An 11910-nucleotide genomic window follows, 5' to 3' on the forward strand; every position below is an offset into this window, starting at 1 on the left:
GATTGCAAAGAGCGATTAAATCAGGCTCGGTATTTGGGCATCGCTTCGAACTTTGCGACCGCATTCTTGATTTTGGCTTCGGTGTCGGCGTCCAGTTCGTTGTTCTTGTAGACTTTATCGAGCAAGCCTTCAGAGACCAGCGCTTCCTTGATCCAGCGCTTGGCGAAACGGTAGTTGGTGAATACGGCGGTTATCTCTCCGGTCTCCGGATTGCGCAGGCCCGGCTTTGCCGGAGCTTCTGGGGCAGGTGCTGTGCTTGCAGCAGCGGGGACGGGCTTCGGTGCTTGAGCGGCAGGCTTGGGCGCGGGAGCGGCTTCCTGTTTGGCCGCGGGTTTCGGCGCATGCGCGGCGGCCGGAGCAGGCTTCGCCTCACTGGCAGCGGCGTTCACGTTGGCTTTTTTATCGTTCCTTACTTGATAAACGACATAAGCCACAAAAATAACAGTAAGAATAAACAACCCTTCAGTCATGACGGACAACCCCCTCTAATTATTGAATTTATATACCGGTCATCATTATTATCATCGAGAGCCAACGGTTTTCCGGCAAGCCGTTTTCCCATCTGCCGAATATACCAGAAGCTGGTCAGCCTGGTAAACCTTCACAGCCAAAATAATCGTTTTCATTTGCATGAATGCTACCAGCAGGGCTTGCCTTTCGCGAGAGACGGCAAATCGTCACGCAGCCCCATCGCATAACGGTTGAAGTAGCTCTTCAATAATTCGGTATGGTTGATCACCCTCATACCCGCCGAACGCAATCCGGTCAGTTCGGCGCTTTGTATTCCAAAGGTTCTGTTCAACACATCCATGCTACCCATCATGATCAGATTGTCGCCTTTGCGCCAGCGTTCGTATCGGCGCAGTAAGCTGCATCCCGCTAACGATCGCTGCTCGCGCCGGGTCTCCAAAATGATCTCGGCGATGGCGGCCGCATCCAGCAGCCCGGCGTTCGCGCCTTGTCCTGCCAAGGGATGCATCACATGCGCCGCATCGCCGACCAGCGCGAGGTGCTCGGCGGTATAGCCGTTCGCGTATTGGAAGCGCAGAGGAAAAGCCGCGCGCGGACCGACCGCGAGCATATCGCCGAGCAAGCCAGCCGATGCCTGCTCCAGCACTGCTAAAAAGTCAGCGTCGGACAAGGCCAGATACACCTTGGCCGTATCCGAGCGCAAGGTCCAGACGATCGAACATTGGCCGTTCGCGAGCGGCAAAAATGCCAAAGGTCCTTCATCCAGAAAGCGTTGCCAGGCGGTCGCGCGATGACTCAGTTCGGTGGATACCGTCGCGACCAAGCCGTGCTGTCCATAGTCCCAGCCGGTTACGCCGATGCCTGCCAACGCACGCAACGCCGAATCGTGGCCGTCGGCCGCGATGACCAGGTCGGCTGCAAAAATTTGTCCATTGTCGAGACGCAGTCGCACGCCTTCCGCATCGGTCTCCATCTCGGCGACTTTGGCCGGCGTAATACACACTACGCTATCCAGGGTAGAGAGCACGTCCCATAACGCTGCGACCGTAACCCGGTTTTCGACGATATGCCCAAGCTCGTTATACTCGGTGTCCGCGCAGTCGAAATGCAGTTCGCCGCCTCCACGCGCATCAAACACGCGCATTTCACGGTAAGCCGAAACGTCGCGCCGCGCCATGCCGGGCCAAGCGCCGAGCTGTTCCAACATTAGCCGGGAGGCGCGGGTCAAGGCGGATACGCGAATGTCGAGCGGCACCGGCGGCCACTGGCGTGCCGGCTCGGCTTTGTCGAGCAACGCCACCCGGACGCCGCCATGTCCGAGCGCGCAGGCCACGGCCGCGCCGACCATGCCGCCGCCGACCACGATCACTTCGAAACGTTCGTTCATCGGGTTACCTCCGCGCGCCGAGGCGAGGCAAACGGGTGGACAGCCCCATCGCATGCCGGGATAGCAATGATTTGGCCGCCGGAATTTGATCAAGCAGGCATAAACCGGCGTTTCTGGCTGCCGCAAGCGGCAGCCATTCGTTCGAGAATATGTGGATCAGTTGATCGGTAAAGCGGATCGTGCGGTCATGATCCTGACGCCGAGACTCGGCATAGGCATTCAACAGCGCCGCATCGCCGATGTCTCCGCCTTGCGCGTGTTGCCCGATCAACGTTTCGGCCAGCGCCGTAACATCGCGCAAACCGAGATTGAAACCTTGTCCTGCGACCGGATGCAATTGATGCGCCGCATTGCCGATGATCACCGCGCGCCCTTCGGTCATCCGCTCGGCGCGAATCAATGTAAGCGGGAATGCCCGGCGCGGCGCGGACAGGGCCAATTCGCCGAGCCGGTAGCCGAAACAGTTTTGCAATTCGGCGATGAAATCGGCCTCGTTCGCCGAAAGCAGAGACTCGGCGTCTTCCTTGCAGCGCGTCCAGACCACCGCGGAATGTCGTTCGCCGATCGGTAACAGGGCCAACGGCCCCGACGCGGTAAAGCGCTCATAGGCGGTCAAATGATTGGGCAGTGAGGATTGGACCGTGGTGACCAGCGCGGTCTGGCCGTAGTCGCTCACCCGCTGCTCGATGTCGAGCAGTTTGCGCACCGAGGACAGGCCGCCGTCGGCTCCTACCAAAAGCCTTGCGGAAACGGTCGCCGGCGCGTCGCCGAGTTTCAGGCTGACGCCGATCTCCTGCGTTCCGGAATGCAGCCCCGCGACCCGCGCCGGACAAAACCGCTCGATGTTCAGGGCTTCTACGCGTTCGGCGACATGGCCTTCCAGATCGCGCGCGGTAATCACATAACCCAGGGCTTTGACGTTTTCCTGTTCGGCCGACAGCCGGGCTTTGCCGAAATGGCCGCGATCGGAGACATGAATCGTTTTGATCGGCGTCGCGGCCTGTTTGATGCCTTGCCAGGCGCCCAATGCGTCGAGCATCGTGACCGTGCCGGCCGCCAGCGCCAGCGCGCGGTCGCCGGCGGCGGACGCCTGTTGCTGCGTGCGCGTGTTCGCCTCGATGATCGCGAGCCTCAGGCCCGAACCCTGTAGCGCCAGCGCCAGACAATTACCCGCCAGCCCGCCGCCGGCGATCAGCAGATCGTATTCCTGCTGCATCAGGCGGCCTGCATCAAGGCTTCGATCTCGGCGATCGATTTCGGCACCGCGGAGGTCAGGCATTCATAACCGCCGGCGGTGACCAGGATGTCGTCTTCAATGCGGATGCCGATGCCGCGCCATTTTTCCTCGACCTTATCGTAATCGGCGGGAATGTAAATCCCCGGCTCGACGGTCAGCACCATGCCCGGCTCCAGCAATCGCCATTCCTGATCGACCTTGTAATCGCCGACATCGTGCACGTCCATGCCGAGCCAGTGACCGATCCGGTGCATGAAAAACGGCTTGTATTTTTCGTCCTTGATCAGTTTTTTGACCTTGCCCTTCAATAGGCCGAGTTCTACCAGACCTTTGGTTATCATTTCGACCGACGCGTCGTGCGCTGCGTTCCAGGGCAGGCCGGGCTTGATCTGTTCGAGAGCGGCTGCCTGCGCATCGAGCACCAGTTGATAAAGCTGTTTTTGCGGTTCGCTGAAACGCCCCGATACCGGAAAGGTACGGGTGATGTCGGCCGCGTAATGATCGCACTCCGCGCCCGCATCGATCAGCAGCAAATCGCCGCTCTTCAGCACATCCTTGTTTTCGGTGTAATGCAGCACGCAGGCGTTCTTGCCGCCGGCGACTATGCTCGGGTAGGCGACGTGGCGCAAACCGTCCTGGTAAAACTGGTACAGCAATTCCGCCTCGATCTGATACTCGTGCATACCTGGCTTGCAGACCTGCATTGCCTTCCTATGCGCATGCGCGGACACTTCGGCCGCTCGCCGCATCAGTTTGAGTTCGGCCGGGCTTTTGAACAGGCGCATCTCGTGCAGAATATGTTCGAGCGTCACCAACTCGCCCGGCGCACTGACACCTCTGCGGGACTGATCGCGCAGATGATTGATCCATTCCAGCAGGCTATGATCGAGTTCGGGGTTGCGGCCCATCGGGTAAAACACCTTGCCTTTGTTTTCGAGCATGCCGGGCAGGATTTCATCGAGATCGTCGATCGGAAACGAGTCGTCGGCCTCGTAATGCCCGACTGCGCCTTCGAGTCCCGCGTGCGCGCCTTCCCACAAGGCCTTGGTCTCGTCGTACTCTCGGCAGAACAGGATGTATTCGCCCTGTTCGCGGCCGGGGATGAATACCGCCAGCGCTTCGGGTTCATTGAAACCGGTCAGGTAATAAAAATCGCTATCCTGCCGGTACGGGTAGTGGACGTCGCGGTTGCGGACGCTCTCCGCTGCGCTGCCGATCAGCGCGATATTGCCTTTGCCGATGCGCTGCATTAATTGCTTGCGCCGCTTTTTAAATTCACTTTGTTTCATGCTCGGTTTGCCTGTTAATGAATTCTGGTGCGCCCATTCGAGCTGAATTCGGCGCGCAACAATAATACCGCGGTGCGTAAATATTCGGTGATTTCGATGAGCGCCGCTTCGTCTTCCTCACCCTCGGCTTCCGGGTCCAGTTTGGTGAATTCGGCGATGTCCCGGAGAATTTCAGTGGCTTGGCCGGATTGTTCGGCGCCCTGATTCAGGGCGCCGACACCGAACAGGAAGCCCTGGCACCAGTCGATTAGGGCGATGATCTGCTCGCGGAGCGGCGCGTCATCCTCGGGCAGGAACGGTTCAAAGTCATAGTCGTCGCTTTCTAGAGACTCCTTGGTTTCCTCAAACAGTCGGGAAAGGATCCGCGATTGCTCGCTATTCGGTTCCTCATCCCCTTCAAATAATTGTTTGATCCACGCGCTGCTTTGCGCTCGTGCGTTCATGCACAACATGCCGGCCGCCAGACCGTGCGCTTCCGCGGCCGAGTTGACCGCGTCTTTGCGCGTAAAGAAATTGTCGATATGCTGATAGGTCATGAGTCGATTAAATTTGGATGAGTATCTTTATGCTATCACCGAAAATCAGAAAATGCCGATAAATGCGCTGCTCGCCGAGTCTGCCGAGGCATTACAACAATGCAAAAAATGCCCGGTTTTGTAAGCGCGCCCATCTTACCGATACCTGCTCAATATGTGTATAATGTAGGATGCTAACGGTAACTAATTGATGTGCGTTCATTTTAGCAGAAAGCCTTTTGCGATGATGCGCGGCAGTAAAACATCTCTTAACACCCTTAATCCCAAGCTCAGACGACATGAATACTAATACCAATCAATCCCTGGAATTGAAAGAGCTTGAAGAAAAGCTGGACTTGCTGATCGAACAATTTAATGCCGTCAAAAACGAAAATCATTCGTTGAAAATCAAACAAGAAGCCTTGGTCAAGGAAAAAGCCAAACTGATCGAAAAAACCACGCAGGCCCGGATTCGCGTCGAAGCGATGATTTCTCGCCTGAAAGCAATGGAACACGGTTCATGAACATGGTTAAAAGGGAAGCGGTTGTCCTGAATATCATGGGCAAGGAATATAAAATCGCCTGTGAACCGCAGGAGCGCCAGGGCCTGATCGATTCGGCCCAGAAATTGGACAAACAAATGCGTTTAATCCGCGACTCGGGAAAGGTCAACGGTCCCGACCGGATCGCGGTGATGGCCGCGTTGAACCTTGTGCACGAACTTTCTACCTTGAAAAATCAAAATGATAGCTTGTCTTTGAGCTTCGGCGCGGCTCTCGCCGACCTGGTTAAAAAGATAGAAAACGTTTTGGAAAATTGATAAACGCGCTAGAATAGTGCCCTGTATCTCCTGCAGCGTTCGAAATGTATTGGGTGTTTCCTGAACCTATATTTACCCCGGGGGCGAACATCCGGCAATGGTGAGCATGCCCGTACTTTTCGGGAAGCCTGATTTACCGATCCAGCCTCCACTTGAACCATCGGTTCAAGGACGAAAATACATTACGGCGCAGGCGGGAGATGCATTACCTCTCATATGGTGCCGGCCAAGATCGGCACGATGCCGGCAATCGGTGCCCTTACCATTCGAGCTTGACTGCATTTATCGTTCCGATATATATCAACGCATTGACCGATTTTCTGGCAAATCCGAAGCGGATGTCGCTTTCATCCCGTGTCAATCAGCATCCTCTTGATTCCAGGCTTTGCCACGCGGCGAGCATGCCGGCGCGCCTCCAAAGTATCGACCGCCGTTTGGCAATTCGATCAACCAAACTTCGGGCGGGGTTGATCTCTTTGGGATAGCAACTGATTGCGCCGAAGCCTTATACTCCGGCTACAAATCCCGCCGCCTCGATCCCCGAGATCGCGCAGCGCTCGTCCTGGTCCGACACATCGCCGCTGATGCCGATCGCGCCGATCAACTGATTGTCCTTGTCGCGAATCAGCACGCCGCCCGGCACCGGCATCACTTTGCCCTGTGACAGCGTGATCAATGAATTCATGAAATCCGGCCGCTGCACCGCAACGCCTGCCAGGCTTCTCGATGAGACGCCCATGCTGACCGCGCCCCAGGCCTTCGCAGTCGCGATTTCCTGACGGATCATGCTGGCGCCGTCTTCCCGCTGCATCGCTTTCAAATGCCCGGCCGCGTCGAGCACCACCACGGTCAACGGCGCCATTTTCAATTCTCTGGCCTTCGCTATCGCAGTCTGTATAATCAGGTTGGCTTTTTCCAACGTCAGTATGTGCATCCTTCAATCTCTTTTTTCAGGTAATAGTTTGAGTAAAGGCAATAAATGCCGCCAAATTTTGTCCGCAATCAGCGGCTGCGCTTTTGCATTCGGATGCAGGCCGTCCGGCTGCATCAGTTCCTTGACCAGGGCGATATCGCCAAGGATGAACGGAATCGCCGGCGCTGCCATTTCCCGGGATAATTCATCGTACACATTATAAATCATATCGATATAGCGTTTACCGTAATTCGGAGGAATGGTCATGCTGAGCAATAACACCTTTGCGCCTGAGGCCTTACTGCGGCGTATCATTTCGGCCAGATTGCGCTTCAGCTCGGCGGGAGGTAAGCCGCGCAAGCCGTCATTCGCGCCGAGTTCGATGATCACGATGGCTGGCTTTTGCTCGTCCAGAATGCGGTCGATGCGGGCAAGGCCGCCGGCGCTGGTTTCGCCGCTGATGCTTTCGTTATGGATGCTGGTCTTGCCGCCGGCCTTTTGTAATCGGGATGCCAGCAATTGCACCCAGCCTTGTTCGACTTCGATGCCGTAAGCGGCGCTGATGCTGTCACCCAGCACCACGACCGTTTCGGCCTGTACAGCGATGGAAAATAATGCCACACCCAGCCATAAACACAATCTCGACCCCATGAAAAATCCGCTCAACGAATCAATAATGGACATTATCGTAACAGAAAACCTAAGCAAATCGGTCACGACTTCCGAGGGTGTTTTGCACATCCTGTCGTCGATCGATTTACGGATCAAGGCAGGCGAAAGCGTCGCGATCACCGGGGAATCCGGTTCCGGCAAATCGACCCTGATCGGTCTTTTGGCCGGACTCGACACGCCCAGTGCCGGAACTATCCTGCTGGACGGCCGATCTCTCACAAAACTGGATGAAGATGGCCGCGCCCTGGTCCGTAACGAATTGATCGGCTTCATGTTTCAGTCGTTTCAATTACTGCCCGGCCTGACCGCGCTCGAAAATGTGATGCTGCCGCTCGAACTGAAAGGCGACTATCATGCCGAAACGCACGCCCGCGAATGGCTCGACCGGGTCGGGCTCGCCGGGCGTTTAACGCATACGCCGAAGCAGCTTTCCGGCGGCGAACAGCAGCGCGTGGCGCTGGCAAGGGCATTTGCGACCCGCCCTAGGATTTTGTTCGCGGACGAGCCGACCGGTAACCTCGACAGTCAAACCGGCGCGACAGTGATCGATCTGTTGTTTGATCTTAACAGGGAAAACCGCACCACACTGCTTTTGGTCACCCACGACGCGGCGCTGGCGGGGCGCTGCGAGCGTGCGATCCGGCTCGCCGCTGGGAGACAACTATGCACCGACTGAGACTTGCGCTGCGTCTGTTGCGGCGCGAAAGCCGCTCCGGCGAATTGACGCTACTGACTCTGGCGCTGTTGATCGCGGTGACCGGCCTGACCGCTGCGTCGCTGTTTGCGGATCGCCTGCAGCGCGCGATGTCCACACAGACGGCCGAATTTCTGGCGGCCGATCTGGTTATCGAAAGCGCCGATCCGGTTCCTGCCGATTGGCTGGCTAAAGCCCGGCATCTCGGTCTGAAAGATGCACAAACGACCGAATTTTCGAGCATGTTGATCGAAAACAATGAGCTGCTGCTGGCCAGCGTCAAGGCAGTCAGTTCTGCCTATCCGTTGCGCGGCCAATTGAAAATCAACGATGCCGAACATCCAGCCGAAACCGTCGTCAGCCATGGTCCGGCCATCGGAACAGTGTGGCTAGAGCGGCGCATCCTGTCTGCGTTGAAATTGAAATTCGGCGAGCAATTGACAGTCGGCGAGAAAAAACTCACGATTAGCCAAATTCTGACCTATGAGCCGGATCAGCAAGGCGGATTTTACAGTTTTTCGCCGCGCGTGATGATCAATGCGGGCGACCTCGAAGCGACGCAAGTGATCCAGCCCGGCAGCCATGTGCATCGTTTCTTTCAATTCAGCGGCAATGAAGACGCCTTGTCAGCGTTCCGGGGCTTCGTGAAACCACAACTGAATCCGTCGCAGCGCCTCCTGGACATCCACGAGGACCGGCCCGAATTGGGCTCGGCTTTAACGCGCGCGGAACAATTTCTGGGCTTGTCGAGCATCATCGTGGTAATCATCGCCGGCGTCGCGATCGCAATGGCCGCGCGGCGCTATAGCGAACGCCATTTCGATGCGTCGGCGCTGCTCAGATGCCTCGGCTGCACTCAGGGCGAAATTTTCCGGCTGTATTGCACGCAATTCGCGATACTTGGTCTGGTGGCCGGCGCCTTTGGCTGCGGCTTCGGCTGGCTGCTGCAGGAAGGTTTATTCCTGTTGCTACGCTCGTTGCTGCCCGCGCAATCGGCAGGGCCGGGCATCGCCTCGATCACGTTCGGGATCAGCACCGGACTGACTATTCTGTTCGGCTTCGCCCTGCCGCCGATCCTGCGCCTGAAACGAGCGCCGCCGCTCAGGGTTTTGCGTCATGAATTGGAACCTTTGCCGAGCAGCGCCTGGCTGGTTTACGGGTTGGCGCTTACGATCATCTGCGCCTTGGTCTGGCGCTACACGGGCGACGCCAAAATGACCGCGATCGTCGCCGGCATCACGCTCGCCGCGTTGCTGTTGCTTGCCTTGCTGATTTTTGGCTTCCTGACCGCCATTCGTAAAGTCCTGCCCCGAATGCCTTTGAGCTGGCGTTTTGCCTGGCAGGGTATTTTGCGCCATCGGCGCGCGAGCATAGGCCAAATTCTCGCGTTCGGTATCACGCTGGCGGCGATTTTATTGAGCTTGATGATCCGCAATGAATTGATCGACACTTGGCGACAGCAACTCCCGGAAAATGCGCCGAATCATTTTGCGCTGAATATTTTTCCGGATCAATTGACGCCGTTTGAACAATCGCTGCAAGACAAAGGCATAAAGAGCAGCCCGTTTTATCCGATCGTTAGGGGCAGGCTGACGCATATCAACCAAACGCCGGTGCAACAAATCGTAACCAAGGGCTCGCAGGGCGACAGCGCCACGCATCGCGAACTGAGCCTGACCTGGAGCCGGGATGTGCCGGAAGAAAACACACTCTCGGCCGGATCGTGGTGGAATCACGCCGAACCGGGTTTGGTGTCGGTCGAGCAGAAGCTTGCGGACAGCCTGAAAGTCAAATTGGGCGACCGTCTAGTCTTCAACAGCGGTGGCCGGCAGTTTGAGGCGACGGTCGCCAATTTACGGACGCTGCGCTGGGAATCGATGAAGCCGAACTTTTACATGATTTTCTCGCCCGGCACCCTCGAAGCCTTTCCCTATACGCTGATGACCAGTTTTTACCTGCCGGAAGCGAATAAAGACGCGTTGAGCGCTCTGGCGAAAGAATTTCCGGCCATGTCCATCCTCGAAGTCGACCGGATCCTGCGGCAATTGCAGACGCTGTTCGAGCAGTTGACTCAGGCCGTCAATTATCTGTTTTACCTGGCCTCGCTGGCAGCATTGACGGTCTTGTTCGCGGCGGTGTACAGTACTCTAGATCACCGCATCCATGAAAGCGCGTTGCTTAGGACGTTCGGTGCCTCGCGCCGCTTGCTTAGAAAAACGCAAGCCATTGAATTTTTTTGTCTCGGTGCAATCTCAGGGTTTATCGGCGTATTGATCGCCGAATCGCTGAGCTACGCACTCTACCGACAGGTAATGCACATCCCGTCCCATCTTCATCGCGAGTTATGGTTGACAGCACCCTTGGCGAGCGCAGCGGTCGTCGTCGTGGCGGGTCTCTGGGGGCTGCGGCGGGTGATCAACAAACCGCCGTTACGGGTGTTAAGAGAAATATAATTTTATCGGTTTAAGATCAACTCATTCATTATTTATTCATCAAAGATCAGCTACACTCTTCATCACTTGGATACAACACTAAAGGTTATCACATGAAAAAATCATCTTTAAGCATGGTCGTCATCGGCAGCATCCTGCTGACCGGTTGTTACAGCTATGGCGGTTGGCAGCCGACCGTCGACCCTTACAACGACCCGAATGCTTATCGAATCAATCAGGATACAGCGGAATGTAAGCAACTCGCACAACAAGCCTCCGGAGGCACGACCAAGGAAACCGCGATCGGCGCAGGCACTGGTGCTTTGATAGGCGCTGCAGGCGGCGCAATCGTCGGCGCCTTTGCAGGCAATCCCGGCACCGGCGCGGCAATCGGCGCGGCGGCTGGCGGTTTCGGCGGCGGCGCCAAACAAGGCTTCAGCTCCGAGGACGAGTTCAAGCGTTCTTATTCGAACTGCATGCGAAACCGCGGACACCGCGTGGTCAACTAACTAGCGATGGTTTTGAGCAAGCACAAGGAAGTGTTTGTTCAGCGCTTTATCCTCTTCACCCGCAGACCTTAGGGTTTTCATGTGCCGCAAAGCGCAACAGAAAGTCCGCCAAATAAGCCCGGCTGGCTGCGGAATAAACGCCCTGCGCATCATAAATAGTCATCGTTTCGAATACCGGCTGATCCGTCCGCATGCGGCCGAACGTCAATGCGGTCACCTTGATCGCGCTATGCGCATAGCCCCGTAAAGCGGTTTGGCGCCGCAAATATAAACCGGACTGCAAACACATCCGGATAAACCCCGAGACCGACTGTATGGGCAGCAAGACATAAAACGATCCTTCCCCCGCGAGCAACTGCTCGGCGATTTTGATGAGTTCGGCATGCTTCAGATGGCCATCATGCCTTGCGGCGTTGCGCATCGGCTCCTTGGCATGTAAATGATTTTCGAAAAAGGGCGGATTGCTGACAATCAGGTTGTAGCGACCGGTTTCCTCGTCAGCGAAATTCTGGATGCTCTGCCGAACGGCCTTCAGCCGATCGGACCATGGACTGCGTTCAAAATTTTCCGCCGCTTCCCGGCAAGCATCTTCCATCAATTCCACGCCTGTGACACTGCCGGCTCCGAATTGGGCCGCGATTAGCGAAAGCAAGCCTGTTCCCGCGCCGATGTCCAATACCTTGTCCTTCGGCTTGACCGGCATCATCGTACCGAACAGAAGGCTGTCCGTGCAGATTTTCATCGCCGCCTGTTCCTGGGATATGGCAAATTGCTGAAAACGAAAAGCCGGCATAAATTTCAAAATGAGCGCATTGCCAATAATAGACAGGCCTGAAAATTTAGTTTTACTCCGGCCTTTGCGCTTTTCATCCGTCGCAAATCCAGGCATTCATTACCCGCAAAATTCATTCGTTCCAAATTATGACGCGATTACGATGATCGATCGACTCTTGCATTTAGCTTCGCCGCCA

At 56.4% G+C, this 11910-nt stretch carries 13 protein-coding genes and 1 other RNA gene; 6 read left to right on the top strand and 8 right to left on the bottom strand.

Annotation, left to right across the window (positions count from 1 at the left end):
• Positions 1-20: 20 nt before the first annotated feature.
• The 5 genes from U2W12_RS17440 to U2W12_RS17460 all read right to left on the bottom strand — a co-directional run bounded on the left by U2W12_RS17440 (position 21) and on the right by U2W12_RS17460 (position 4920).
• Positions 21-470, bottom strand: a complete 450-nt coding sequence (locus U2W12_RS17440) for a hypothetical protein (protein ID WP_326501969.1) — start codon at positions 468-470, stop codon at positions 21-23.
• A 167-nt stretch (positions 471-637) separates the two neighbouring features.
• Entirely contained in the window at positions 638-1858 is a 1221-nt protein-coding gene (locus U2W12_RS17445; protein ID WP_326501970.1) for a UbiH/UbiF/VisC/COQ6 family ubiquinone biosynthesis hydroxylase, read from the bottom strand.
• Between the two features lie 4 nt (positions 1859-1862).
• Complete coding sequence (ubiH, locus tag U2W12_RS17450; protein ID WP_326502052.1) at positions 1863-3074, bottom strand: 2-octaprenyl-6-methoxyphenyl hydroxylase; 1212 nt, start codon at positions 3072-3074, stop codon at positions 1863-1865.
• Positions 3074-4384, bottom strand: coding sequence for a Xaa-Pro aminopeptidase (pepP, locus tag U2W12_RS17455; protein ID WP_326501971.1), 1311 nt, complete (start codon positions 4382-4384; stop codon positions 3074-3076). The genes ubiH and pepP overlap by 1 nt, the downstream gene beginning before the upstream one ends.
• 14 nt (positions 4385-4398) lie before the next feature.
• Positions 4399-4920: a UPF0149 family protein gene (locus tag U2W12_RS17460; RefSeq protein ID WP_326501972.1), complete on the bottom strand. Its 522-nt coding sequence runs from the start codon at positions 4918-4920 to the stop codon at positions 4399-4401.
• A 278-nt stretch (positions 4921-5198) separates the two neighbouring features.
• Here U2W12_RS17460 and U2W12_RS17465 point away from each other — a divergent pair, with 278 nt between their 5' ends.
• From U2W12_RS17465 to ssrS, 3 genes are all read left to right on the top strand, one after another.
• Entirely contained in the window at positions 5199-5423 is a 225-nt protein-coding gene (locus tag U2W12_RS17465) for a TIGR02449 family protein (protein ID WP_326501973.1), read from the top strand.
• Entirely contained in the window at positions 5420-5719 is a 300-nt protein-coding gene (locus tag U2W12_RS17470) for a cell division protein ZapA (RefSeq protein WP_326501974.1), read from the top strand. The genes U2W12_RS17465 and U2W12_RS17470 overlap by 4 nt, the downstream gene beginning before the upstream one ends.
• A gap of 24 nt (positions 5720-5743) precedes the next feature.
• A non-coding RNA gene (gene ssrS / locus U2W12_RS17475) (6S RNA) lies at positions 5744-5923 on the top strand.
• A gap of 301 nt (positions 5924-6224) precedes the next feature.
• On the opposite strand, the gene U2W12_RS17480 is transcribed toward ssrS, so the two are convergent.
• Positions 6225-6653, bottom strand: coding sequence for a heme-binding protein (locus tag U2W12_RS17480; protein WP_326501975.1), 429 nt, complete (start codon positions 6651-6653; stop codon positions 6225-6227).
• A 3-nt stretch (positions 6654-6656) separates the two neighbouring features.
• Positions 6657-7283 (bottom strand): arylesterase, encoded by a 627-nt coding sequence (locus U2W12_RS17485; protein ID WP_326501976.1) that lies wholly within the window; start codon positions 7281-7283, stop codon positions 6657-6659.
• A gap of 25 nt (positions 7284-7308) precedes the next feature.
• On the opposite strand from U2W12_RS17485, the gene U2W12_RS17490 reads away from it, so the two are divergent.
• The 3 genes from U2W12_RS17490 to U2W12_RS17500 all read left to right on the top strand — a co-directional run bounded on the left by U2W12_RS17490 (position 7309) and on the right by U2W12_RS17500 (position 10939).
• Positions 7309-7980 carry an ABC transporter ATP-binding protein gene (locus U2W12_RS17490; RefSeq protein WP_326501977.1) on the top strand — a complete coding sequence of 224 codons (672 nt, stop codon included), beginning with the start codon at positions 7309-7311 and terminating at the stop codon, positions 7978-7980.
• Positions 7968-10451, top strand: coding sequence for an FtsX-like permease family protein (locus U2W12_RS17495; protein WP_326501978.1), 2484 nt, complete (start codon positions 7968-7970; stop codon positions 10449-10451). Before U2W12_RS17490 ends, U2W12_RS17495 begins: the two co-directional genes overlap by 13 nt.
• Positions 10452-10543: 92 nt before the next feature.
• Entirely contained in the window at positions 10544-10939 is a 396-nt protein-coding gene (locus tag U2W12_RS17500) for a glycine zipper family protein (protein ID WP_326501979.1), read from the top strand.
• Between the two features lie 55 nt (positions 10940-10994).
• Here U2W12_RS17500 and U2W12_RS17505 read toward each other — a convergent pair whose 3' ends face one another.
• The gene (locus tag U2W12_RS17505) at positions 10995-11681 is read right to left on the bottom strand and encodes a methyltransferase (protein WP_326501980.1); all 687 of its coding nucleotides are present in this window, start codon (positions 11679-11681) and stop codon (positions 10995-10997) included.
• Positions 11682-11910 lie beyond the last annotated feature (229 nt).

It is taken from the genome of Methylomicrobium sp. Wu6 (genome assembly GCF_035916875.1).
In the GTDB taxonomy this organism is placed as follows: Bacteria; Pseudomonadota; Gammaproteobacteria; order Methylococcales; family Methylomonadaceae; genus Methylomicrobium.

What these genes read in the sequence shown, in the direction of transcription:
- U2W12_RS17445 (WP_326501970.1), bottom strand. Translation starts at nt 1,858, where the DNA reads ATGAACGAACGTTTCGAAGTGATCGTGGTCGGCGGCGGCATGGTCGGC.
- U2W12_RS17505 (WP_326501980.1), bottom strand. Translation starts at nt 11,681, where the DNA reads ATGAAAATCTGCACGGACAGCCTTCTGTTCGGTACGATGATGCCGGTC.
- U2W12_RS17495 (WP_326501978.1), top strand. Translation starts at nt 7,968, where the DNA reads ATGCACCGACTGAGACTTGCGCTGCGTCTGTTGCGGCGCGAAAGCCGC.
- U2W12_RS17485 (WP_326501976.1), bottom strand. Translation starts at nt 7,283, where the DNA reads ATGGGGTCGAGATTGTGTTTATGGCTGGGTGTGGCATTATTTTCCATC.
- U2W12_RS17500 (WP_326501979.1), top strand. Translation starts at nt 10,544, where the DNA reads ATGAAAAAATCATCTTTAAGCATGGTCGTCATCGGCAGCATCCTGCTG.
- U2W12_RS17470 (WP_326501974.1), top strand. Translation starts at nt 5,420, where the DNA reads ATGAACATGGTTAAAAGGGAAGCGGTTGTCCTGAATATCATGGGCAAG.
- pepP (WP_326501971.1), bottom strand. Translation starts at nt 4,384, where the DNA reads ATGAAACAAAGTGAATTTAAAAAGCGGCGCAAGCAATTAATGCAGCGC.
- U2W12_RS17460 (WP_326501972.1), bottom strand. Translation starts at nt 4,920, where the DNA reads ATGACCTATCAGCATATCGACAATTTCTTTACGCGCAAAGACGCGGTC.
- ubiH (WP_326502052.1), bottom strand. Translation starts at nt 3,074, where the DNA reads ATGCAGCAGGAATACGATCTGCTGATCGCCGGCGGCGGGCTGGCGGGT.
- U2W12_RS17490 (WP_326501977.1), top strand. Translation starts at nt 7,309, where the DNA reads ATGGACATTATCGTAACAGAAAACCTAAGCAAATCGGTCACGACTTCC.
- U2W12_RS17440 (WP_326501969.1), bottom strand. Translation starts at nt 470, where the DNA reads ATGACTGAAGGGTTGTTTATTCTTACTGTTATTTTTGTGGCTTATGTC.
- U2W12_RS17480 (WP_326501975.1), bottom strand. Translation starts at nt 6,653, where the DNA reads ATGCACATACTGACGTTGGAAAAAGCCAACCTGATTATACAGACTGCG.
- U2W12_RS17465 (WP_326501973.1), top strand. Translation starts at nt 5,199, where the DNA reads ATGAATACTAATACCAATCAATCCCTGGAATTGAAAGAGCTTGAAGAA.